General features: G+C 70.1%; 21 protein-coding genes. 15 read left to right on the top strand and 6 right to left on the bottom strand.

The genetic code is table 11. From position 1 onward, the window contains the following. Positions 1 to 34 precede the first annotated feature (34 nt). Genes lpxC through AC1DTW_RS20660 form a run of 3 tightly spaced genes read left to right on the top strand, consistent with a single transcriptional unit; the run spans position 35 to position 1391 of the window. Positions 35 to 970: a UDP-3-O-acyl-N-acetylglucosamine deacetylase gene (gene lpxC / locus AC1DTW_RS20670; protein WP_477983263.1), complete on the top strand. Its 936-nt coding sequence runs from the start codon at positions 35 to 37 to the stop codon at positions 968 to 970. Positions 971 to 988: 18 nt separating this feature from the next. Then, on the top strand, positions 989 to 1174 hold the full coding sequence (locus tag AC1DTW_RS20665; RefSeq protein ID WP_477983262.1) for a hypothetical protein: 186 nt from the start codon (positions 989 to 991) through the stop codon (positions 1172 to 1174). 10 nt (positions 1175 to 1184) lie between these two features. After that, positions 1185 to 1391, top strand: a complete 207-nt coding sequence (locus AC1DTW_RS20660) for a hypothetical protein (protein ID WP_477983261.1) — start codon at positions 1185 to 1187, stop codon at positions 1389 to 1391. On the opposite strand, the gene AC1DTW_RS20655 is transcribed toward AC1DTW_RS20660, so the two are convergent. From AC1DTW_RS20655 to thiD, 5 genes are read right to left on the bottom strand one after another with little or no spacing between them, the layout of a single operon-like run. Further along, the gene (locus AC1DTW_RS20655; RefSeq protein WP_477983260.1) at positions 1378 to 2013 is read right to left on the bottom strand and encodes a YqiA/YcfP family alpha/beta fold hydrolase; all 636 of its coding nucleotides are present in this window, start codon (positions 2011 to 2013) and stop codon (positions 1378 to 1380) included. The two genes, AC1DTW_RS20660 and AC1DTW_RS20655, sit on opposite strands and share 14 nt — an antisense overlap. Continuing rightward, positions 2010 to 3377: a UDP-N-acetylmuramate:L-alanyl-gamma-D-glutamyl-meso-diaminopimelate ligase gene (gene mpl / locus AC1DTW_RS20650; protein ID WP_477983259.1), complete on the bottom strand. Its 1368-nt coding sequence runs from the start codon at positions 3375 to 3377 to the stop codon at positions 2010 to 2012. The genes AC1DTW_RS20655 and mpl overlap by 4 nt, the downstream gene beginning before the upstream one ends. 40 nt (positions 3378 to 3417) lie before the next feature. After that, on the bottom strand, positions 3418 to 4116 hold the full coding sequence (locus AC1DTW_RS20645; protein ID WP_477983258.1) for an HAD family hydrolase: 699 nt from the start codon (positions 4114 to 4116) through the stop codon (positions 3418 to 3420). Between the two features lie 4 nt (positions 4117 to 4120). Beyond that, positions 4121 to 5443, bottom strand: a complete 1323-nt coding sequence (hemL, locus tag AC1DTW_RS20640) for a glutamate-1-semialdehyde 2,1-aminomutase (RefSeq protein ID WP_477983257.1) — start codon at positions 5441 to 5443, stop codon at positions 4121 to 4123. After that, positions 5433 to 6401, bottom strand: a complete 969-nt coding sequence (gene thiD / locus AC1DTW_RS20635) for a bifunctional hydroxymethylpyrimidine kinase/phosphomethylpyrimidine kinase (RefSeq protein ID WP_477983256.1) — start codon at positions 6399 to 6401, stop codon at positions 5433 to 5435. Before thiD ends, hemL begins: the two co-directional genes overlap by 11 nt. Positions 6402 to 6588: 187 nt before the next feature. Here thiD and AC1DTW_RS20630 point away from each other — a divergent pair, with 187 nt between their 5' ends. From AC1DTW_RS20630 to AC1DTW_RS20575, 12 genes are all read left to right on the top strand, one after another. After that, positions 6589 to 6762, top strand: a complete 174-nt coding sequence (locus tag AC1DTW_RS20630; RefSeq protein ID WP_477983255.1) for a rubredoxin — start codon at positions 6589 to 6591, stop codon at positions 6760 to 6762. A gap of 107 nt (positions 6763 to 6869) precedes the next feature. Next, positions 6870 to 7268, top strand: coding sequence for a response regulator (locus AC1DTW_RS20625; RefSeq protein WP_477983254.1), 399 nt, complete (start codon positions 6870 to 6872; stop codon positions 7266 to 7268). 45 nt (positions 7269 to 7313) lie between these two features. After that, complete coding sequence (locus tag AC1DTW_RS20620) at positions 7314 to 7679, top strand: response regulator (RefSeq protein WP_477983253.1); 366 nt, start codon at positions 7314 to 7316, stop codon at positions 7677 to 7679. A gap of 15 nt (positions 7680 to 7694) precedes the next feature. Then, positions 7695 to 8216 (top strand): chemotaxis protein CheW, encoded by a 522-nt coding sequence (locus AC1DTW_RS20615; RefSeq protein WP_477983252.1) that lies wholly within the window; start codon positions 7695 to 7697, stop codon positions 8214 to 8216. A 46-nt stretch (positions 8217 to 8262) separates the two neighbouring features. Beyond that, complete coding sequence (locus AC1DTW_RS20610; protein ID WP_477983251.1) at positions 8263 to 10605, top strand: methyl-accepting chemotaxis protein; 2343 nt, start codon at positions 8263 to 8265, stop codon at positions 10603 to 10605. A 148-nt stretch (positions 10606 to 10753) separates the two neighbouring features. Continuing rightward, positions 10754 to 17068, top strand: a complete 6315-nt coding sequence (locus AC1DTW_RS20605) for a hybrid sensor histidine kinase/response regulator (RefSeq protein ID WP_477983250.1) — start codon at positions 10754 to 10756, stop codon at positions 17066 to 17068. 48 nt (positions 17069 to 17116) lie between these two features. Continuing rightward, the gene (locus tag AC1DTW_RS20600; protein ID WP_477983249.1) at positions 17117 to 17704 is read left to right on the top strand and encodes a YqgE/AlgH family protein; all 588 of its coding nucleotides are present in this window, start codon (positions 17117 to 17119) and stop codon (positions 17702 to 17704) included. Continuing rightward, positions 17701 to 18114, top strand: coding sequence for a Holliday junction resolvase RuvX (ruvX, locus tag AC1DTW_RS20595; RefSeq protein ID WP_477983248.1), 414 nt, complete (start codon positions 17701 to 17703; stop codon positions 18112 to 18114). The genes AC1DTW_RS20600 and ruvX overlap by 4 nt, the downstream gene beginning before the upstream one ends. Further along, positions 18111 to 18614, top strand: a complete 504-nt coding sequence (gene pyrR, locus AC1DTW_RS20590) for a bifunctional pyr operon transcriptional regulator/uracil phosphoribosyltransferase PyrR (protein WP_477983247.1) — start codon at positions 18111 to 18113, stop codon at positions 18612 to 18614. Before ruvX ends, pyrR begins: the two co-directional genes overlap by 4 nt. Continuing rightward, positions 18614 to 19576, top strand: a complete 963-nt coding sequence (locus tag AC1DTW_RS20585) for an aspartate carbamoyltransferase catalytic subunit (RefSeq protein ID WP_477983246.1) — start codon at positions 18614 to 18616, stop codon at positions 19574 to 19576. The genes pyrR and AC1DTW_RS20585 overlap by 1 nt, the downstream gene beginning before the upstream one ends. Then, positions 19573 to 20877, top strand: coding sequence for a dihydroorotase (locus tag AC1DTW_RS20580; protein ID WP_477983245.1), 1305 nt, complete (start codon positions 19573 to 19575; stop codon positions 20875 to 20877). The genes AC1DTW_RS20585 and AC1DTW_RS20580 overlap by 4 nt, the downstream gene beginning before the upstream one ends. Next, complete coding sequence (locus AC1DTW_RS20575; protein ID WP_477983244.1) at positions 20874 to 21611, top strand: lysophospholipid acyltransferase family protein; 738 nt, start codon at positions 20874 to 20876, stop codon at positions 21609 to 21611. Before AC1DTW_RS20580 ends, AC1DTW_RS20575 begins: the two co-directional genes overlap by 4 nt. A gap of 4 nt (positions 21612 to 21615) precedes the next feature. Here AC1DTW_RS20575 and gpmA read toward each other — a convergent pair whose 3' ends face one another. Then, positions 21616 to 22359, bottom strand: a complete 744-nt coding sequence (gene gpmA / locus AC1DTW_RS20570; protein WP_477983243.1) for a 2,3-diphosphoglycerate-dependent phosphoglycerate mutase — start codon at positions 22357 to 22359, stop codon at positions 21616 to 21618. Between the last annotated feature and the right edge of the window lie 25 nt (positions 22360 to 22384).

Below are 22384 nucleotides of genomic sequence, written 5' to 3'. Positions count from 1 at the left end.
GAGGCGCGCGCTTTTTCCACGACAATCGCGGACGATGCTCGCCCAACGAACCCTCAAAGCCATGACCCGCGCCGTCGGTGTCGGGCTGCATGGCGGCCAGCGCGTCGAGCTGACGCTGCGCCCCGCCGCGCCCGACACCGGAATCGTGTTCCGGCGCGTCGACCTGGCGCAGCCGGTCGACATCCGCGTCAACGCACTGTGGATCACCGACACGCGCATGGCGACGACCCTGTCTGCCGGCGGCGACCCGGGTGCGCCGAAGGTCAAGACGATCGAGCACCTGCTGTCGGCCTGCTCCGGGCTGGGCATCGATAACCTGATCGTCGACATCAACGGCGAAGAAGTGCCGATTCTCGACGGCTCGGCCGCGAGCTTCGTGTTCCTGCTGCAGAGCGCCGGCATCGAGCTGCAGGACGCGCCGAAGCGCTTCATGCGGATCCGCCGGCCGGTCGAGGTGCGCGAAGGCGCCGGGCCGGCGCTGAAGTGGGCGCGGCTCGAGCCCTTCGAGGGCTACAAGCTGAGCTTCGAGATCGACTTCGACCACCCCGCCGTCGACCAGACCGGCCAGCGCCTGAGCTTCGACATGGGCTCGGGCCGCTACAAGCAGGAGATCGCGCGCGCGCGCACGCTGGGCTTCACGAAAGATGTCGAGATGATGCGCTCGCGCGGCCTGGCGCTCGGCGGCAGCATGGACAACGCGCTCGTGATCGACGACTACAAGGTCCTCAACGACGGCGGCCTGCGCTACGACGACGAGATCGTCAAGCACAAGATGCTCGACGCGATCGGCGACATGCTCGTCGTCGGCCACCCGCTGATCGCCGCCTACAGCGCGTTCCGCTCCGGCCACGACCTGAACAACAAGCTGCTGCGCGCGGTGCTCGCCGATCCGAGCCAGTACGAGATCGTCAGCTTCGACGATGCCTCGAAGGCGCCGGCCGGCCTGGCCGACCTCGCGCCGGCCTGGTGATCAGGGCCCCCGGCACCGATGCTGTTCGTCCGTGCGGTCGTGCTCCTGCTGCTGCTGGCAGGGCTCGCGTGCTTCGCGCTCTACTTCGCGACGGGCCAGGCGCGGTACCGCGCGATCGGCATCCGGCTGATCCGCTGGACGGTGGTCGCGGCGCTGGTGTTCTTCGGTGTGCTGATCGTCGAGCGGCTGGCCGAAATGGTATGAAGGGCCATCGATGACGATCTTCCGCTGGATCATTGGCGTGCTGTCCGCGCTGTTCGCGGCCGGCTCGCTGCTGAGCTTCCTGCTCTTCGTCGCGTTCGACATCGATGTCTGGCTGCAGCGCGCACGTGCCATGCGGCGCATGCTGTACATGGCCTTGCTGCTGTGGTTCAACGTCGAGGTCTGGGGCCGCGTGCTGTGGGCGCTTATCCACTGGTGAGGCCGAGAAACGCGGTGATCTCGGCCAGGTGCGCGTGGAAGTCGCTCAACGCGTGGTCGCCACCTTCGAGCAGCTTGATGCAGCAGCCACGGTAGCGCTCGCTCATCTCGACCCAGCTCAGCACCTCGTCGCCCTTCGCGATGACCGCGAAGTAGCGCTGCAGGTCGGTCAGCGCGGCCGGCGCCAGCGCGCGCAGCTCGGCGATGAACTCGGGGCGGAAGAAGAAGCGCTCGTCGCTGTGCCAGGCGGTGGTCTCGCCGATGTACTTCGCCAGATCGCGGGCCGGGTCGACAGCGGGGTTCAGCAGCACCGCGCGCCAGCCGAGACGCTCGGCGAGCGCGGTCGCATAGAAGCCGCCGAGCGAGCTGCCGATCACGGCGCTGCGTGCCGCCGGCCAGTCGGCGACGCCGTCGAGCACGCGCTGCATTGCCTCGCGCGGCGACGGCGGCAGCTGCGGGCACCACCATGGCACGTCGGGCCGGTGCTGCCGCATCCACGCCGCGGTCATCCGCGCCTTCGTCGATTGCGGCGACGAGCGAAAGCCGTGCAGGTAAAGAAGATGCGTGGTGACGGCCCCTCGGCCGCGGGGCGGCCCGGCGCTCGGGCCGGTCGGCGTGCTCACAGGCGGTTGGTCAGCGCGTCGAGCAGCTTCGCGTGGATGCCGCCGAAGCCGCCGTTGCTCATGCACAGCAAATGGTCGCCCGGCCGCGCCGCGGCGACGACGCGCTGGACGAGCTCGTCGATCGTGGCGCAGACCAGGGCCTGCCGGCCCATCGGCGCCAGCGCCTGCGCGGCGTCCCAGCCGAGGCCGCCGCTGTGGCAGAACGCGAGGTCGGCCTCTTCGAGCGACCACGGCAGCTGCGCCTTCATCGCGCCGAGCTTCATCGTGTTCGAGCGCGGCTCGAAGACCGCGAGGATGCGCTGCGCGCCGACCTTGCGGCGCAGCCCGTTGACGGTCGTGCGGATCGCGGTCGGGTGGTGCGCGAAGTCGTCGTAGACCTTGACGCCGCCGGCTTCGCCGCGCAGCTCGAGCCGGCGCCGCACGTTCTCGAAGCGGGCGAGCGCCTGCGCGGCGAGCTCCGGTGCGACGCCGACCTGTTCGGCCGCCCCGATCGCCGCCAGCGCGTTGAGCTGGTTGTGCTCGCCGAGCAGCGACCACTCGACGCGGCCGATCTTCAGGCTGCCGCGCAGCACGTCGAACGCATGCGGCTCGCCGCGCGCGCGCAACGCGCCCGGCTCCTCCTTGCGCGCGCCGAAGCGCTGCACCTGGCTCCAGCAGCCCATCGCGAGCACGCGCTGCAGGGCTTCTTCGCGTGCATTGACGACGATCCGGCCCTGCGCCGGCACGGTGCGCACGAGGTGGTGGAACTGGCGCTCGATCGCCGCGAGGTCGTCGAAGATGTCGGCGTGGTCGAACTCGAGGTTGTTCAGGATCGCGGTGCGCGGCCGGTAGTGCACGAATTTGCTGCGCTTGTCGAAGAACGCGGTGTCGTACTCGTCGGCCTCGATCACGAACGGCGCACCGGGCGCGACCTTGCCGAGCCGCGCCGAGACGCCGAAGTTCAGCGGCACGCCGCCGACCAGGAAACCCGGTTCGAGCCCCGCCTTCTCGAGCACCCACGCGAGCATCGAGGTCGTGCCCGTCTTGCCGTGCGTGCCGGCCACCGCGAGCACGTGGCGGCCCTGCAGCACATGGTCGGCGAGCCACTGCGGGCCGCTGCTGTACGGCGCACCGGCGTCCAGGATCGCCTCCATCAGCGGGTTGCCGCGCACGATCACGTTGCCGATCACGAACAGGTCGGGCGCGAGCGCCATCTGCTCGGCGCCGTAGCCCTCGACGAGCTCGATGCCCAGCGCGCGCAGCTGATCGCTCATCGGCGGATAGACGCCGGCATCGCAGCCGGTGACGGTGTGGCCGCCTTCGCGCGCCAGCGCGGCCAGCCCGCCCATGAAGGTGCCGCAGATGCCGAGGATGTGGATGTGCATGGGGAATTCTAGAAGTGGAGCGCGTCGCTGCGCCGCCGCATCAGGGAGTCGGATCGCACGTGATGCCGAACCATTCGGCACTGTGCGCGTCGACCGCCGCGAGCGACGGCAGGACCGCCAAGCAACGTGCTTGCCAGGCCGGATCGGGCGCCTTCAGATCGGGTACCGCGACGACCGCGAGACCGGCGGCCAGCGCCGCCCGCACGCCGTGGCCCGAATCCTCGAAGGCGAGGGTGGTCGCGGGTGCGGCGCCCAGACGTTGCACGGCGAGCGTGTACAGATCGGGCGCCGGCTTGCCGTGGCGCACCTCGTCGCCGCCACAGACGGCGCCGAAGAACTCGAGCAGCCCGGCCCGGTGCAGGCGCTGCAGCAGCTCGGCGCGGTGCGTTGACGAGGCCACCGCGCACGGCACGCCGGCGTCGCGCAGCGCCAGCAGCAGGCGCAGAGCGCCCGGTTTCGGATCGAACGGGCGCGCGCCGAAGCGCGCGGCGAGCCAGCCCGCGGCGTGCGCACCGGCCGTGGCCAGGCGCGCGCTGTCGTTGCCGAAGAAGCCGAGCAGACGGGCGCTGCTCTCGGTGTGGTTCAGCCCGACCAGCGTCAGGTAGTCGACCTCGCTGAGCGCGACGCCGGCCGCGGCGGCGGCGCTCATCCAGGCGTCGCGCGTCGGCCGCTCGGAGTCGAGCAGCAGGCCGTCCATGTCGAACACCGCCGCGCGGTACGCGGCTCCCGCCCCGGCCATCGCTTCAGGCGCGCAGGGCCTGCAACGCGGCGGCCGCGGTCGCCCGCAGGTCGTCCGGCGCGTGCGCACCGCTGACGAAGCCGGCCTCGTACATCGCCGGTGCGAAATAGACGCCGCGGTCGAGCATCGCGTGGAAGAAGCGGTTGAAGCGCTCCTTGTCGGTCGCCATCACCTCGGCGTAGTTCTGCGGCAGCGCGGCATCGGCCGAGCGCGTGAAGAAGAAGCCGAACATGCCGCCCTCGCAGTCGCCGACCATCGGCACGCCGGCCTCGGCGGCGCTGGCAAGCAGGCCATCGAGCAGCGTGCGCGTGCTGGCCGTCAGCGCCTCGAAGAAGCCGGGTCGGCGGATCTCGCGCAGCGTCGCGAGGCCGCAGGCGGTCGCGACCGGGTTGCCCGACAGGGTGCCGGCCTGGTAGACCGGCCCGAGCGGCGCAAGCTGCTCCATCACGTCGCGTTTCGCGCCGAAGGCCGCGAGCGGCATGCCGCCGCCGATGACCTTGCCGAACACGCTGATGTCGGGCGCGAAGCCGGAGATCGCGCTCGCATACAGGCTCTGCGCGCTGCCGAGCGCGACCCGGAAGCCGGTCATCACCTCGTCGAAGATCAGCAACGCGCCGTGCTGCGTGCAGAGCTCGCGGATGCGCCGCATGAACGGCACCGAGGCGCGCACGAAGTTCATGTTGCCGGCGATCGGCTCGATCACGACGCAGGCGATCGCCGAACCCTGCAGCGCGAACGCCGCCTCGATCTCGGCGACGTTGTTGTATTCGAGGACGATCGTGTGCTGCACGACCTCGGCCGGCACGCCGGCGCTGGTCGGGTGGCCGAAGGTCGCAAGCCCCGAGCCGGCCTTGACCAGCAGCGCGTCGGCGTGGCCGTGGTAGCAGCCCTCGAACTTGATGATCTTGCTGCGGCCGGTCGCGCCGCGCGCCAGGCGCAGCGCGCTCATCGCGGCCTCGGTGCCGGAGCTGACGAGCCGCAGCTGGTCCATGCTCGGCACGAGTTCGAGGATCGCCTCGGCGAGCTCGATCTCGCGCTCGGTCGGCGCGCCGAACGAGAAGCCGTCGAGCGCTGCCTTCTGCACCGCCTCGAGCACGGCCGGGTGGCCGTGGCCGAGGATCATCGGGCCCCAGGAGCCGATGTAGTCGATGTAGCGCGCGCCCTCGGCGTCGAAGATGTAGGGGCCCTGTGCGCGGGCGATGAAGCGCGGCGTGCCGCCGACCGCCCGGAATGCGCGCACCGGCGAGTTGACGCCGCCCGGAATGACTTTCTGGGCGCGCTCGAACAGCGCGGCGTTGCTGCGGGCCGTGGACGGATCAGTGGACATGGCGAGAGCTCTTCGGCGGGGTTTCGTCGTCCGGCGCGGCTTCTTCTTCGGGGCCTGGTTCGCCCGCCTCGCCTTCGGCGTCTTCGTCTTCGCCGGGCGGCAGGGCCCAGAAGAAGCGGTCCGGGATCACGTTGCCCATGCCGGGGCGAAAGCCCGCGTCGAGCGCCTGGTCGAGGAACGCGAGCGCCTCGCCGACCGCGGCGGTCAGGTCGGCGCCGGTCGCGAGCAGTGCTGCCAACGCGGCCGCGAGCGTGTCGCCGGCGCCGACGAACGCGACCTCGAAGCGCTCGAACTTCTCGCCGGTGATCGCGCCCTGCGGCGATGCCAGCACGTTGTCCATGAACTGGTCCGGCAGCGGCACGCTGGTGACGAGCACGTAGCGCGCGCCGTGCTCGCCGGCCGCGACCGCAAGCTCGCGCGGCGACGCCGGGCGCTCGTTGTCCCAGTCGGGCAGCAGGAAGTCGGTCAGCGTCTGGTGGCTGCCGACCAGCACCTCGGTCTGCGGCAGCACGAGCTCGCGGAACGCGTCGAGGTAGCTCTGCAGCTCGTCTTCCTCGACCCACGACAGGTTCGGCATGTAGGCGACGAGCGGCACGTCGGGGTAATCGGAGAGGATCTCGGCGACCGTGCTGACGCCCTCGGTCGAACCGAGGAAGCCGACCTTCCAGGCCGCGATCGTCACGTCTTCGAGGATGCTGCGCGCCTGTTCGGCGATCACGTCGGCGTCGATCGCGTGGTGGTCGAAGACCTCGTGGGTGTCGCGCATCACGATGCTGGTGACGACCGGCAGGCCATGCGCGCCCATCGCGGCGATCGTCGAGACATCGCCGGCCATGCCGCCGGCACCGCTCGGGTCGCTGGCATTGAAGCTCATCACGCAGGCAGGCGCGGGTTGCTCCTGGGCTTCGTCGGCGCCGGCATCGATCTCGGTCGGGGCGGTGGGGGATTCAGCGGTCATCGAAGGGGCCCGAGAACGTGGCAAAGAAGAGGCGGCAAAGGCGCGCGAAGGGCCTCGGCCGGACCTCTAGGCGAACGTGAAGAAAGTTGCGTATGTGCCTACAAAGACTTGAATTTTTGGCAGGGGCGATGGCTACAATCTGTCTGCATTGTAGTGAAGCGATGCGCCCTTTCGGGCCACGACCAAAGTGACCGAACCGAAAACCTGGATGTGCCTGATCTGTGGATGGATCTACGACGAGGCCGCCGGCGACCCCGAACACGACATCGCTCCAGGCACACCGTGGGAAGCCGTCCCGATGAACTGGACCTGCCCGGAGTGCGGCGCACGCAAGGAAGATTTCGAGATGGTTCAGATCTGAAGGATCCGGCTCGCAAGGCGAGCGAGATAGGCAACCCTACAGAGCCAGCAAGCAGCAGGCCGCCGGCGGAACCCCCGCCGAACCCATGTCGTTGAGGAGAATGCTTGTTGAGCAATCAGGCCCCAGCCGACCCCGTGAGCATCAAGGTGCTGGTCATCGACGACAGCAACACGATCCGCCGCAGTGCCGAGATCTTCCTGAAGCAGGGCGGCTATGACGTGCTCCTCGCCGAAGACGGTTTCGATGCGCTGGCCAAGGTCAACGACCACGACCCCGACTTGATCTTCTGCGACATCCTGATGCCGCGGCTCGACGGCTATCAAACTTGCGCGATCATCAAGCGCAACACCAAGTTCGCCGGTGTGCCGGTGATCATGCTGTCGTCGAAAGACGGCCTGTTCGACAAGGCCCGCGGCCGCATGGTCGGCTCCGAGGCCTACCTGACCAAACCCTTCACCAAGGACCAGCTTCTGCAGGCGGTGGAGCAGCACCGGCGCGGCGCCTGACGCGCCCACCGAGCTCGCAACGCCGCGCTGCCGAAGGATAAGCCCATGACGATCCAGAAGATCCTGCTGGTCGACGATTCGAAGACCGAACTGCACTACCTCTCTGACCTGCTGGTGAAGCGCGGCTACGCCGTGCGCACCGCCGAGAACGGCGAGGAGGCAATGCGCCGCCTCGGCGAGGAAAGGCCCGACCTGATCCTGATGGACGTCGTGATGCCGGGGCAGAACGGCTTCCAGCTGACCCGCGCGATCACGCGCGACCCGCGCTTCACCGGCGTGCCGGTGATCATGTGCACGAGCAAGAACCAGGAGACCGACAAGGTCTGGGGCATGCGCCAGGGCGCGCGCGACTACATCGTCAAGCCGGTCAACGCCGACGAGCTCGTCGCGAAGATCCACGCGTTCGATTGAACAGCTGACCCCTGAATGGCCAACAAGCAAGCCCTGCGCGACCTTCAGAGCCGCCTCGCCGAACGCTTGCAGGCGGCGCGCACGCAAGTGCGCGGCCAGTCCTGGCTCGCGGTCGAGAGCAGCGGACGCGGCTTTCTGCTGCCGCTGCGCGAGGCCGGCGAGATCTTCGCGCTTGCGCCGATCCTGCCGGTGCCGTACAGCCACCGTTGGTTCCTCGGCGTCGCGAACCTGCGCGGGCACCTGCACGGCGTCGTCGACCTGGCCGGCTTTCTCGGCGTCAAGGCGCCGGAGTCGGGCCGCGAGCAGCAGGCGCGCCTGGTCGGCTTCAACCAGGCGCTCGACATCAACTGCGTGCTGATGGTCGACCGGCTGTCGGGTCTGCGCAGTGAAGACGAGCTGACGCCCGAGCCACCGGATGGCAGCGTGCGTCCGGCGTTCGCGGGCGCGCGCCTGCGCGATGCGGCGGGCCGGCCATGGCAGGAGTTGCGATTGTCCGAACTGGCGAGCGACGACGCATTTTTGAAGATCGTGGGTTGAACGCCGCCGGCGTTCGCACCTGCAGACGAGACCGCGAGAGGGCCATATGAGCTTCCTGAACAAGATCAAGGGTTGGAGTCAGAAGGACGAGGTCGCGATGCCCGGCGTGTCGGGTGCCGCGGCGCTCGACGAGCCGCTCGCGCCGCGCGCTGCGCAGCTCGCACCCGAGGGCCCGGCCACCGACGTGACCGGCGCGGCCGCCTATGACGTGCCGACGCAGCAGCAGACGCAGGACGCCGACACCTCCATCATCACCGAGGCCGCGCCGTCCGAAATGGCCGACTTCTCCGAGACGCGCATCCAGGACGGCGGGTCGAACCCCGCGGCGGCCGGTACCGGCCTGCCGTTGATCGGCAACCGGCCGGTTGCCGATCAGCAGCGCATCCTGTTCTTCATGGTCGGCATTGGCGCGATCGGCGTGATCGTGATGACGGTCATGTCGCTGCTGTCGGCGAACCGCGGCGCGGCCCAGGTCGGCGCCAGCGGGCAGGCGCTGATGCAGTCGCAGCGGCTCGCGAAGTCGGTCTCGCAGGCCTTGATCGGCAGCGCCGCGGCGTTCCCCGAGGTCAAGGAAAGCGCCGACGTGCTGATCAAGAACGTGCGCGGCCTGCGCAGCGGCGAAGGCGACATTGCGGCTGCCCCGGCGAGCGTGCAGGAAGCGATCGAGCCGATGCTGCCGCTGATCGACAAGGCCGAGAAGAGTGCGAAGACCGTGCTGGCGCAGCAGCAGGTGCTGACCCAGGTCGGCCAGGCGCTGCGCGCGATCAACCGCCAGTCGTCCGACCTGCTCGAGACCGCCGAGACCGTCTCGTCGCTGAAGCTGCAGCAAGACGCCTCGCCGGCCGAGCTCTCGGCGGTCGGCCAGCTCGTGATGCTGACGCAGCGCATCGGCAAGTCGGCGAACGAATTCCTGACGATGGAAGGCGTGAGCCCCGAGGCGGTGTTCCTGCTCGGCAAGGACCTGAACTCGTTTCGCGAGATCGGCCAGGGCCTGCTCGACGGCAATGCCGAGCTGCGCCTGCCCGCGACCAAGGATGCGCAGACGCGCGAGCGCCTGGTCGCGCTGATGAAGCAGTACGAAACGACGAAGACGCAGGCGAGCGCGATTCTCGGCAACCTGCAGGGCCTGGTCTCGGCGCGCGAGGCGCAGTCGAGCATCGTCGCCGACAGCGAACCGCTGCGCAAAGGCCTCGAGGTCGTGCAGGAGCGCCTGTCGAAGGAGACTGGCTTCAGCGGCGCCAGCCTGTCCCTGCTGCTCCTCGCCGCCGTCGTGCTGCTGCTCGGCGGCGCCGGCCTGCTGCGCCTGTACGTGCGCGGCCAGGCCGAGCGCGCCGCGGCGGCCGAGGGCCAGCGCCTGATGGCCGAGCGCGAGCAGCAGGAAGCCAAGCGCGTCAACGACGCGAACCAGGCGGCGATTCTGCGGCTGATGAACGAATTGCAGGCGGTCGCGGAAGGCGACCTGACGCAGCAGGCGACCGTGACCGAAGACATCACCGGCGCGATCGCCGACTCGGTCAACTACACGGTCGAAGAGCTGCGCACGCTGGTCTCGCAGGTGCAGGGCACGGTGGGCCGCGTGACCGACACGACGCAGCAGGTCGAAGCCACGTCGACCGAGCTGCTCGCGGCATCGAGCGAGCAGCTGCGCGAGATTCGCGACACCGGCGAATCGGTGCTGCAGATGGCGGGTCGAATCAACGACGTGTCGGGCCAGGCGCAGGAGACCGCCGCGGTCGCGCGCCAGTCGCTCGAAGCGGCCGAGTCGGGTCTGCGCGCGGTGCAGAACACGATCGGCGGCATGAACTCGATCCGCGACCAGATCCAGGAAACCTCGAAGCGCATCAAGCGGCTGGGCGAATCGTCGCAGGAGATCGGCGAAATCACCGAGCTGATCTCGGACATTACCGAACAGACCAACGTGCTCGCGCTGAACGCCGCGATCCAGGCGGCCTCGGCCGGCGAGGCCGGTCGCGGCTTCTCGGTCGTCGCCGAGGAAGTGCAGCGCCTGGCCGAACGCTCCGGCGACGCGACGCGCCAGATCGCCGCACTCGTCAAGACGATTCAGACCGACACGCAGGATGCGGTCGGCGCGATGGAGCGCAGCACGCAGGGCGTGGTCGAGGGCACGCGGCTGTCCGACGCGGCCGGTACCGCGCTCGGCGAAATCGACCGCGTGTCGCGCCAGCTCGCCGACCTGATCGGCCAGATCTCGAACCAGGCGCTCAGCGAAGCGCAGTCGGCGAACGTCGTCGCGGCCAACATCCAGCACATCTTCGCGGTGACCGAGCAGACCGGCGAGGGCACGCGCTCGACCGCCCAGATGGTGCGCGAACTGTCGCGCACCGCCGAAGAACTGAAGCAGTCGGTGGCGCGGTTCAAGATCGATTGAGCCGAATCAAAACCTGACGAACCAAGAGCGCCACGATGAGCCGACCCATGACCGTTGAATCGCGGCGAGCCCGAGCGCCCGGCCGCCCGAAGCCGGGCGAGACCCCCTCGGGGGGTCGATCGACGTATTCGGCGATCGGGGGGCTGTCATGACCGAGAAGAGCAGTGATGACCTGAGCGCGCTGGCGTGGGTCCACGAGGAACTGCGGCGCTCGCTCGACGCGGCGCACAAGGCCTTGCGCCGCTTCGTCAAGGAGACTGACGCGCTCGCCAACTCCGACATCGACGCGGTCGACCCGGCCGTGCTGCGCAACGCGCGTTCGCAGATCCACCAAGGCGTCGGTGCGCTCGAACTCGTCGGCCAGCCGGCCGCCGCGATGGTGCTGCGCGCGAGCGAGGCGCTGGTGCAGCGCTTCGTCACGAAGCCGCACAAGCTGAGCTCGCAGGTCGTCGACGACGTCGAGCGCGCCTCGTTCGCGCTGCTCGATTACCTGAGCCGGCTGCTCGCCGGCAAGCAGGTCTCGACCTTGTCGCTGTTCCCGCAGTACCGCGCGGTGCAGGAGGCCGCCGGCGCCGACCGCGTGCACCCGGCCGACCTGTGGGCGGTCGACTGGCAATGGCGCGATCTGCCGGCCGATTCGTCGGCCCACCCGCTGCAGCCCGACGCGACGACGCAGGCCGCGATCGAGGCGCAGCTGCTGCCGCTGATGCGCGCCGCCGATCCGGCACCGACCGCCGGCCGGATGAGCGACATCTGCGCCGGCCTCGGCGCCGGTGCGTCGCAGACGCAGATCGCGACGCTGTGGAAACTTGCGTCGGCCGTGTTCGAGGCGCAGGCGCACGGCCTGCTCGGCTTCGATGTGTTCAGCAAGCGCGTCGCCTCGCGGCTGCTCGCGCAGTTCCGGATCATTGCGCGCGGCGAACCCGAGGTCTCGGAGCGGCTCGCGCAGGACCTGCTGTTCTTCTGCGCGCAAAGCGCCTCACCCGGCGACGGCCGCAGTTCGCCGCGGCTTGCCGCGGTGCGCCAGGCCTACGGCCTCGTGCGCCATCTGCCGGTCGACTACACGGTCAGCGTGCTCGGCCGCTTCGACCCTTTGGTGCTCGCGCAGGCGAAGAAGCGCGTCGTCGCCGCGAAGGACGCGTGGTCGGCGGTCGCCGGTGGCGAGATGCACCGGATGACCGGCCTGTCGGAGCAGTTCGCACTCGTCGGCGAATCGCTGAAGAAGCTGTTCCCGCTCGGCGACATCTTCGCCGCCGAGCTGCAGCATGCGATCGCGCAGACCCAGCAGATCGGCGCGGCGCCGCCGGCGCCGCTGGCCATGGAGGTCGCGACCAGCCTGCTGTACATCGAGGCAGCGCTCGACGACATCGACTTCGATCACCCCGAGCAGGCCGAGCGCGTGCAGCGCCTGGCCGATCGGCTCGCGTCGGTGCGCCAGGGCCACGCGCCCGACCCGCTCGAAGGCTGGATGGAGGAGCTGTACCGCCGCGTTTCCGATCGCCAGACCATGGGCAGCGTCGTGCAGGAGCTGCGCGCGAGCCTGTCCGAGGCCGAAAAGCACATCGACCAGTACTTCCGCAAGCCGGAGGATCGCAGCACGCTGATCCCGGTGCCGAACCAGCTCGCGGCGATGCGCGGCGTGCTGTCGGTGCTCGGCATGGACCACGCGTCGGCGGCGCTGCTGCGCATGCGCGACGAAGTCGATTCATTGGCCTCGACCGAGGTCGACAACGGTCGAGACGCGCAGGCCGGCCTGTTCGACCGGCTCGCCGGCAACCTCGGTGCGCTCGGCTTCCTGATCGACATGCTCAGCGTGCAGCCGCAGATGGCCAAGTCGCTGTTCAGCTATGACGCGCAGGCCGGCACGTTGAGCCCGGTGATGGGCCGCGGCGAGGCGCCGAGCGCGCGCGCCAACGGCGCGGGCGCGCCGGTCGATCAACGCCTGATCGAGCAGGCCCAGTTGCTCGCATTCAGCTCGGTGCGCGAGGATGTTTCGGTCGAAGATGTGACGCGCGATCTCGAACGCCTGTCGCACGAGGCGCAGGCCGCCGATCAGCCCGCGCTGGCCGCGACCGTGCTGAAGGCCCAGGAGGCGCTCGAACAATCCATCGATTCGGCCGGCGCGGCCGCGGTGCGCGGCGAGCTGTCCGAGGCGCTGGTCGACTTCGTCTCGACCGCTTCCGACCCGGTCGGCATCGACCTCGCGGTGCCGAGCGCGCGCGCCAGGGTCAGCGCGCCGATGGTGCTCGATTTCGCGTTGTCGACCGGCAGCGCGCAGCTCGCGCAGGACGACGAGATGCGCGAGATCTTCCTCGAGGAAGCGCGCGAGGTGCTGGCGAACGCGAAAGAGGCGAGCGCCGCGCTGGCGCAGGCACCGGACGACCTCGGCCTGCTGACGACGCTGCGGCGCGCGTTCCACACGCTGAAGGGCAGCTCGCGCATGGTCGGGCTGAAGGACTTCGGCGAAGGCGCCTGGGCCTGCGAGCAGCTCTACAACACGCATCTGGCCGATCAGACCGCAGCGCCGCAGTCGCTGCTCGACTTCACCGGCTGGAGCCTGGGCTACCTCGGCGACTGGGTCGACGACATCGCACAACAGCGTCGCGGCGCCCACGACGCGGCGACCGTGATCGAAGCCGCGCGGCTCGCCGGCGGCGCGCCACCGGCGGAGCCGGTGCTGGAGTCGGTCTCGATGCACGGCGCGCTCGGCCTGCCGGGCGATCTGCCGCCGAACTGGCCCGCGGCCGCCGATCTCGAGCTGGTCGCGCCGGCGCCGGCCAACGAGTCGCTGGAGCTCTCGTTCGAGCTCGACCTCGGTGGGCTCGACGGCACCCCACGCGCGGCCCGCGAGGCCGGCAGCCAATCGGTACCGCTCGACCTGTCCGCCGCCGCGCTGCATGCCCCGTTCGATGTGCCGCCGGTCGATGCGCGGCCGGCCGAGCCGCCGCCGTTCGACCTGCACGAGGCCGATACCGCCGCAACCCCGATGGCGCTCGACCTCGATCTCGATCTCGAGTTCGATCCGGTGCGCGACTCGGCCGCGGCGCCATTGGTCGAGCCGCTTGCCGCGTCGATCTCCGAAACCACGCCTGAGCCCGCGCCCGCCCCCGAACCGCTGACCGAACCGGCCTCCGGCCACGGCGGCCTCGACGATGAACTCGTCAAGATCGTCGGACCGCTGCGCATCGGCATCCCGCTGTTCAACATCTACCTGAACGAGGCCGACGAGCTCTCGCGCCGCCTCAGCACCGAAGTCGCCGAATGGGCGATGGAGCTGCACCGGCCGATCGGCGAGACCCCGATCGCGCTCGCGCACTCGCTCGCCGGCAGCTCGGCGACCGTCGGCTTCGCCGACCTCTCGCATCTCGCGCGGCTGCTCGAGCACGCACAGACCCGCTCGCTCACCATCGGCCACGGCACGCCCGAAGAGGCACGCTTGTTCGTCGACGCGGCCGACGAGGTTCGCCGGCTGCTGCACCAGTTCGCGGCGGGCTTCCTGAAGGAGCCGTCGCCCGAGTTGCTCGAACGGCTGGCCGACCACGAGCTGAGCTCGGCGCGCCGGCTCGAGGCGGCCGCGGCCGCGGCCGAGCTACCGCCGAGCCCGGAGCCTGATCTCGCGGCGGACCTGCCGCCGGCCGCGCCGGCCGAATCGTTCGACACGTTCGAGACGATCGAGCCGGCGCCGCTCTCCGCCGTCGAGGCGCCGCCGCTGCGGGATGCGGCGCCGAGCCGCTTCGAGCACAGCATCTCGCCGTCCGACTCGACCTTCGGCCGCTTCGAGCCGCTCGGCGTGGCCGAGCTCAAGCCCTTCGGCGAGATCCCGGTCGAGGCGCCGCGCGTCGGCGCGGCGCATGCGCTGGTCGACGACGACGACGTGATCGACGCGGTCGACGCGATCGACGCCGAACTGTTCCCGATCTTCGCCGAAGAGGCCGAGGAACTGCTGCCGCAGCTCGCGAGCCGGCTGCGCGACTGGGCCCGCAAGCCGCTCGACGCGGCGCACCCGGCCGCGTGCATGCGCACGCTGCACACGCTGAAGGGCGGCGCGCGCCTGGCCGGCGCGATGCGCCTGGGCGAGATGGCGCACCGCCTCGAGACGCAGATCGAACGCCTGCTCGCGCAGCCGACCGTCGGCGCCGGCGATGTCGAGACGCTGCAGGCCTACGGCGACACGCTGGCACAGACCTTCGACGCGCTGCGTGAGGGCGGCGCGCCGGTCGACACGAGCGCCGAGCTGGTCGTCGTGCCGTCGATGGCAGAGCTGCCGCCGGTGCCGCCGCTCGAAGTGCTGCTCGAAGTCGCGCCGCAACCGGCGGCCGAATCGGGTTGGCAACAGCTCGAAGCGCCGCCGAGTTCGCAGTTCGGGGCATTCGACAGCGCGCCCGACTCGGACCTGCCGCCGGAGGCCATCGCACAAGCCGAGGCCGAGGCCGAACTCGCAGCCGAGCTCGAGGCCGTGCTGGCGCCGGCCACTGCCGCGCCGGCGCTCGCGCCGCCTCTGGTCGATGCTGCGCCGGCGCCCGTCGTGCCGCTGGCCGAGATCGACTGGTCGCGTTTCCCGCTGACCGCGCCGGCCGAACGCAAGGCCCCGGAGCGCGCGCAGGGCGCGCAATCCGCGGTGCGTGTGCGCGCGCCGCTGCTCGATCGCCTTGTGAACCAGGCCGGCGAGGTCAGCATCACGCGCTCGCGCATCGAGACCGGCGTCACGCAGATCAAGACCTCGCTCGCCGACCTGACCGAGAACCTCGAGCGGCTGCGCGCCCAGCTGCGCGACATCGAGTTCCACGGCGAGGTCCAGATGAGCTCGCGGCTCGAGGCCGCGAAGGCCGCGTCGCAATCGTTCGACCCGCTCGAGTTCGACCGCTTCACGCGCTTCCAGGAGCTGACCCGGATGATGGCCGAGTCGGTCAACGACGTCGCCACCGTGCAACGCACGTTGCAGCGCTCGCTCGAAGTGACCGAGGACGAACTCGTCGCCCAGGCGCGCATGACGCGCGAGCTGCAGGACGACCTGCTGCGCACCCGCATGGTCGAGTTCGAGGGCCTCTCGGACCGCCTGTACCGCGTCGTGCGCCAGGCCGCGAAAGAGACCGGCAAGTCGGTGCGGCTGGACATCGTCGGCGGCTCGATCGAGGTCGACCGCGGCGTGCTCGACCGCATGACCGGCTCGTTCGAGCACCTGCTGCGCAACTGCGTCAGCCACGGCATCGAGATGCCGGATGCGCGTGCCGGCGCCGGCAAGGATCCGACCGGTTCGATCATCGTCGCGCTCTCGCACGAGGGCAACGAGGTCGGCGTCGAATTCCGCGACGACGGCGCCGGGCTGAACCTGCCGCGCATCCGCGCGAAGGGGCTCGCGCTCGGGCTGCTCGATCCCTACACGCAGCCGACCGATGCCGAGCTCGCCAACCTGATCTTCGCGCCGGGCTTCTCGACCGCCGAGACCGTGACCGAGCTGTCGGGCCGCGGCGTCGGCATGGACGTCGTGCGCGCCGAGGTCAACGCGATGGGCGGCCGGGTCGAGACCGCGACCGCCGCGGGCCAGGGCACCTCGTTCAAGATGATCCTGCCGCTGACGACCGCGGTCACGCAGGTCGTGATGCTGCGCTGCGGCGAGACCAACGTCGCGGTGCCGTCGACGCTGGTCGAGGTCGTGCGCCGCGCGACGCCGGCCGAGATCGAGGCCGCCTACGCGAGCGCCGCCTACCCGATGGGCGATCGCGCGCTGCCGTTCTTCTGGCTCGGCGCGCTGCTGCAGATCAGCGCGCGGCCGGCCGAGAGCGAGGCGCGCACGCGCGCGGTCGTCGTGATCCGCAGCGCGCAGCAACGCATCGCGCTGCACGTCGACGAAGTGCTGGGCAACCAGGAAGTCGTGGTCAAGAACCTCGGGCCGCAGCTGTCGCGTCTGCCGGGCCTGGCCGGCATCACGCTGCTGGCCTCGGGCGCGGTCGCGCTGATCTACAACCCGGTCGCGCTGGCCACGCTGTACGGCGATGTGGCCCGCGAGGCGACGCACGCGGCGATGCAGGCACCCGATGCCCAAGGCGCCGCGCCGATCGCACACGCGGTGCCCGATGTCCCCGAGGCGCCGCTGGTGATGGTCGTCGACGATTCGCTGACCGTGCGCCGCGTGACGCAGCGCCTGCTGCTGCGCGAGGGCTACCGCGTCGTGCTTGCGAAGGACGGCCTGGATGCGCTCGAGCGGCTCGCGGAAGGCGTGCCGCAGATCGTGCTGTCCGACATCGAGATGCCGCGCATGGACGGCTTCGACCTGGTGCGCAACATGCGCGCCGACGCCCGGCTGCGCGACCTGCCGGTGATCATGATCACCTCGCGGATCGCGCAGAAGCACCGCGACTACGCGGCCGAACTCGGTGTCGACCACTACCTGGGCAAGCCCTATTCCGAAGAGGACCTGCTCGCGTTGATCGCGCGCTATACGCGCAACCGTGTGGCCGCCTGACGAGGGAGACGGCCGCGGGCACGCGTCCGACGGTCTAAAATTCGGGGCATGGCACGCGCACCGGTCTTTTTCACGAACCAGTTCCTGATCGCGATGCCGAGCTTGCGCGAGGGCACCTTCGCGGGCACCGTGGTCTACATGTGCCAGCACACCGAAGAGGGCGCGCTCGGCCTGGTGATCAACAAGCCGATCGACATCAGCCTGAAGAACCTGTTCGAGAAGGTCGAACTCTCGCTCGACCGCGAAGACCTGGCCGACGTGCCGGTCTACTTCGGCGGCCCGGTCCAGACCGAGCGCGGCTTCGTGCTGCACGAGCGGCTCGGCGGCAGCGAGGGCGAGGGCGGGCACTACAACTCGTCGCTGCAGATCCCCGGCGGCCTCGAGATGACGACCAGCAAGGACGTGCTGGAGGCGCTCTCGCACGGCGCCGGCCCGAAGAAGCTGCTGGTGACGCTGGGTTACTGCGGCTGGAGCGCCGGCCAGCTCGAGGACGAGATGGGCCGCAACGGCTGGATCAACGTCGGCGCCGAACCCGGCATCATCTTCGACACGCCGGTCGAGCAGCGCTACGACAAGGCCTTGTCGCTGCTCGGCATCGACCCGAACATGCTCAGCGGGGAGGCGGGGCACGCATGAGCTCGCAGAGCACGATGCCCGCCACGCCCCTGCTTTCCTATCTTGCGTTCGATTTCGGCACGAAACGCATCGGCGTCGCCACCGGCAACACGCTGACGCGCCAGGCACAGCCGCTGCGCACCGTCGTCGCCGACGGCGACGCGCGCTTCGACGCGATCGGCACGCTGATCCAGGCGTGGCAGCCGAACGCACTCGTCGTCGGCGTGCCCTTTCACCCCGACGGTGCGCCGCACGACAATACCGAACGCGCGCGCCGTTTTGCGCGCCAGCTGCACGGCCGCTTCCGGCTGCCGGTGCACGAGGTCGACGAGCGCTACACGACGACGGAAGCCATCGGTCAAGGCGCCGCCGATCTCGATGCCGCCTCGGCCGCGATCATCCTGAATCAATTCCTGAGCACACTCGAATGAGCAGCTTGAACCTCGATGCGGAAGCCCTATACGCCGACCTGCTCGCCGGCGTGCGCCCGTTGCTGCAGCCCGACAGCGTGCTGGTCGGCATCTGGTCCGGCGGCGCCTGGCTGGCCGAGCGGCTGCAGCGTGATCTGCAGCGGCGCGGCGAGCACGGCGTGATCTCCAGCGCGCTGCATCGCGACGATTTCGGCTCGCGCGGGCTGACCGCCGGTGCCGATCACACGAAGCTGCCGTTCGACGTGACGGGCAAGCCGATCGTGCTGGTCGACGACGTGCTCTACACCGGCCGCACGATCCGCGCGGTGATCAACGAGCTCTACGACTTCGGCCGCCCGGCGAGCGTCACGCTCGCGGTGCTGGTCGACCGCGGCGGGCGCGAACTGCCGATCTCGGCGGCGGTCTCGGCGGCGCGCATCACCTTGCCCCGGAGCCAGCGGCTGTCGCTCGCGAAGGACGACGCAGGGCGCTTCAGTTTCGATATCGAGGAAAACGCGTGATGCTGTCCAGACGCAACCCGCAGCTGAACGCGCATGGCGAGCTGATCCACCTGCTGTCGATCGAAGGCCTGCCGGGCCCGGTGCTGAATCACATCCTGGATACCGCCGGCACCTTCCTGAGCGTCAACGACCGCGACGTGAAGAAGGTGCCGCTGCTGCGCGGCAAGAGCGTGTTCAACCTGTTCTTCGAGAACAGCACGCGCACCCGCACGACCTTCGAGATTGCGGCCAAGCGCCTGTCGGCCGACGTGATCAACCTCGACATCGCGCGCTCCAGCGCGGCCAAGGGCGAGAGCCTGCTCGACACGATCGCGAACCTCTCGGCGATGCATGCGGACATGTTCGTCGTGCGCCACAGCGAGAGCGGCGCGCCGTACCTGATCGCGCAGCACTGCGCGCCGCACGTGCATGTCGTGAACGCCGGCGACGGCCGGCACCAGCACCCGACGCAGGGGCTGCTCGACATGTACACGATCCGGCACTACAAGCGCGACTTCACGCAGCTGACGGTCGCGATCGTCGGCGACATCGTCCACTCGCGCGTCGCCCGCTCCGACATCCACGCGCTGACGACGCTCGGCGTTCCCGAGATCCGCGCCGTCGGGCCGAAGACACTGGTGCCCGGCGACCTGAAGGAGATGGGCGTGCGCGTCTGCCACGACATGGCCGAGGGCATCCGGGGCGCCGACGTGATCATCATGCTGCGGCTGCAGAACGAGCGCATGAGCGGCGCGATGCTGCCGAGCGCGGCCGAGTTCTTCAAGAGCTACGGCCTGACCGCCGAGAAGCTCGCGCTCGCGAAACCCGACGCGATCGTGATGCACCCCGGGCCGATCAACCGCGGCGTCGAGATCGATTCCGATGTCGCCGACGGCGTGCAGAGCGTGATCCTGCCGCAGGTGACCTTCGGCATCGCGGTGCGCATGGCGGTGATGTCGATCATCGCGGGGAATGTTGCATGAGAATTCTGATCAAGAACGGGCGCCTGATCGATCCGGCGTCGAACCACGACGCGATCGGCGACCTCGCGATCGCGGCCGGCCGGATCGTCGCGTTCGGCCAGGTCAGCAGCGAGTTCGAGGCCGATCGGACGATAGCCGCCGACGGCCTGGTCGTCGCGCCCGGCCTCGTCGACCTCGCCGCGCGGCTGCGCGAACCGGGCCACGAGCACGAAGGCATGCTCGAGTCGGAGATGGCTGCGGCGGTCGCCGGCGGCGTCACGAGCCTGGTCTGCCCGCCCGACACCGAGCCGGTGCTCGACGAGCCCGGACTGGTGCAGATGCTGAAGTTCCGCGCGCGCAACCTGAACCTCGCGCACCTGTACCCGCTCGGCGCACTGACGCGTGGTCTGCGCGGCGAGGTGCTGACCGCGATGGCCGAACTGACCGACGCCGGCTGCGTCGGCTTCTCGCAGGCCGAGGTCGGCATCCGCGACACGCTGGTGCTGCACCGCGCGCTGCAATATGCCGCGACCTTCGGCTACACGACCTGGCTGCGCCCGAACGACGCCTGGCTCGGCAACGGCGTCGCCGCGAAGGGCGCGCTCGCGACGCGCATGGGTCTGACCGGCGTGCCGGCGATCGCCGAGACGATCGCGCTGGCAACGATCTTCGAGCTCGTGCGCGACACCGGCGCGCGCGTGCACCTGTGCCGGCTGTCGAGCGCCGCCGGCATCGAGCTCGTGCGCCGCGCGAAGGCCGAGGGCCTGCCGGTCAGCTGCGATGTCAGCATCAATTCGCTGCACCTGACGGATGTCGACATCGGCTACTTCGATGCGGCGATGCGCGTCACGCCGCCGCTGCGCCAGCAGCGCGACCGCGACGCGATCCGCGCGGCGCTCGCCGACGGCACCGTCGATGCGCTCGTCAGCGACCACACGCCGGTCGATGCGGATGCGAAGACCCTGCCGTTCGCCGAAGCCGAGCCGGGCGCCACCGGCCTCGAGCTGCTGCTGAGCCTGGCGCTGAAATGGGGGCAGGACGACACAGTGCCGCTGCTGCGCACACTGGGCGTCGTCAGCGCGGCACCGGTCGCGGTACTCGGCGACGCGCTCGGTTCGCTCGCGGCGAGCGCCGGGCGGCTCGTCGAGGGCGGCGTCGCCGACGTCTGCGTGTTCGGCCTCGATTCGCGCTGGCAGGTCACGCCAGTGGCGCTGCGCAGCCAGGGCAAGCACACGCCGTTCGCCGGCTACGAACTGCCGGGCCGCGTGCGCTACACGCTGGTCGCGGGCCACGTCGCCTACGAATCCGCGCCGGCCGAATGACGCGCGGCCTGCGCGCGGCGTGGCGCCTGCTGCGCTGCGTGGTTCACGGCCTGCACGGCCTGGCCATCGCGCTGCTGTGCTTCGACGGCCTCGACGCCGCGCAGCGCCACGCGCGCATCCGCTGGTGGTCGACGAAGACGCTGCGGCTGATGGGCATCACGCTGCAGGTCGAGGGCAGTGTGCGGCCGGGCGGCACGCTGCTGGTCGCGAACCATGTCTCGTGGCTCGACATCACCGCGCTGCATGCGGTCGTGCCGCATGCGCGCTTCGTCTCGAAGTCCGACATCCAGTCTTGGCCGCTGCTGGCGCGCCTCGCCGACGCCGCCGACACGCTGTACCTCGAGCGCGAGCGCAAGCGCGATGCGCTGCGCGTCGTGCATCTGGTGGCGCAGGCGCTGGATCAAGGCCAGACGGTCGCGGTCTTCCCCGAGGGCACGACCTCGGACGGCCGAACCTTGCTGCCGTTCCACGCCAACCTGCTGCAGGCCGCGATCTCGACCGGCACGCCGGTACAGCCGGTCGCGCTGCGCTTCTCCGACGCGCAGGCGCCGATCAGCGCGGCGGTCGAATTCGTCGGCGCGACGACGCTGGTCGAGAGCCTGTGGCGCGTCGCCTGCGCCGACGGGTTGGTTGCGCACCTGACGCTGCTGCCGGCGCGCGGCAGCCGGCACGCCGACCGCCGCGCATTGGCCCAGACGCTGCGCGCCGACATCGCCGCGCAATTGCCGGGTTGAAGCGTCAGGCCCTGCCCTGGTTCGCGACCGCTGCGGCGGCCTTTGCGGCGGCCTCGGCGTCACCGAGGTAGTAGCTGCGGATCGGCTTCAACGCGCCGTCGAGTTCGTAGACCAGCGGGATGCCGTTCGGGATGTTGAGCCCGACGATGTCGGCGTCCGAGATGCCGTCGAGGTACTTGACGAGCGCGCGGATGCTGTTGCCGTGCGCCGCGATCACGATCCGCTGGCCCTGCTGCAGCGCCGGCGCGATCGTGTCGTTCCAGAACGGCAGCACGCGCGCGACGGTGTCTTTCAGGCACTCCGTCAGCGGCACCTGGCCCGGCGCGAGCGCCGCGTAGCGCAGGTCGCGGCTCTCGCAGCGCGGGTCACCGGGTTCGAGCGCGGGCGGCGGCGTGTCGTAGCTGCGACGCCAGGTCAGCACCTGCGCATCGCCGTATTTCTTCGCGGTCTCGGCCTTGTTCAGCCCCTGCAACGCGCCGTAGTGGCGCTCGTTCAGGCGCCAGTCGTTGCGCACCGGCAGCCAGGTCCGGTCCATCTGGTCGAGCGTGTGCCAGAGGGTCCAGATCGCGCGCTTCAGCACCGAGGTGTAGGCGATGTCGAACTCGTAGCCCTCGGCCTTCAGCAGCTGCCCGGCCTGCTGCGCCTGCTGCACGCCCAGCGGCGTCAGGTCGACGTCGGTCCAGCCGGTGAAACGGTTTTCCAGGTTCCAGGTGGATTCGCCGTGGCGGATCAGGACGAGCTTGTGCATGGGGTGTGTGGGGATAGCGGCGCCA

This window comes from Rhizobacter sp. P5_A1, assembly GCF_056400745.1.
This window is presented reverse-complemented; position numbering and strand designations above follow the sequence as displayed.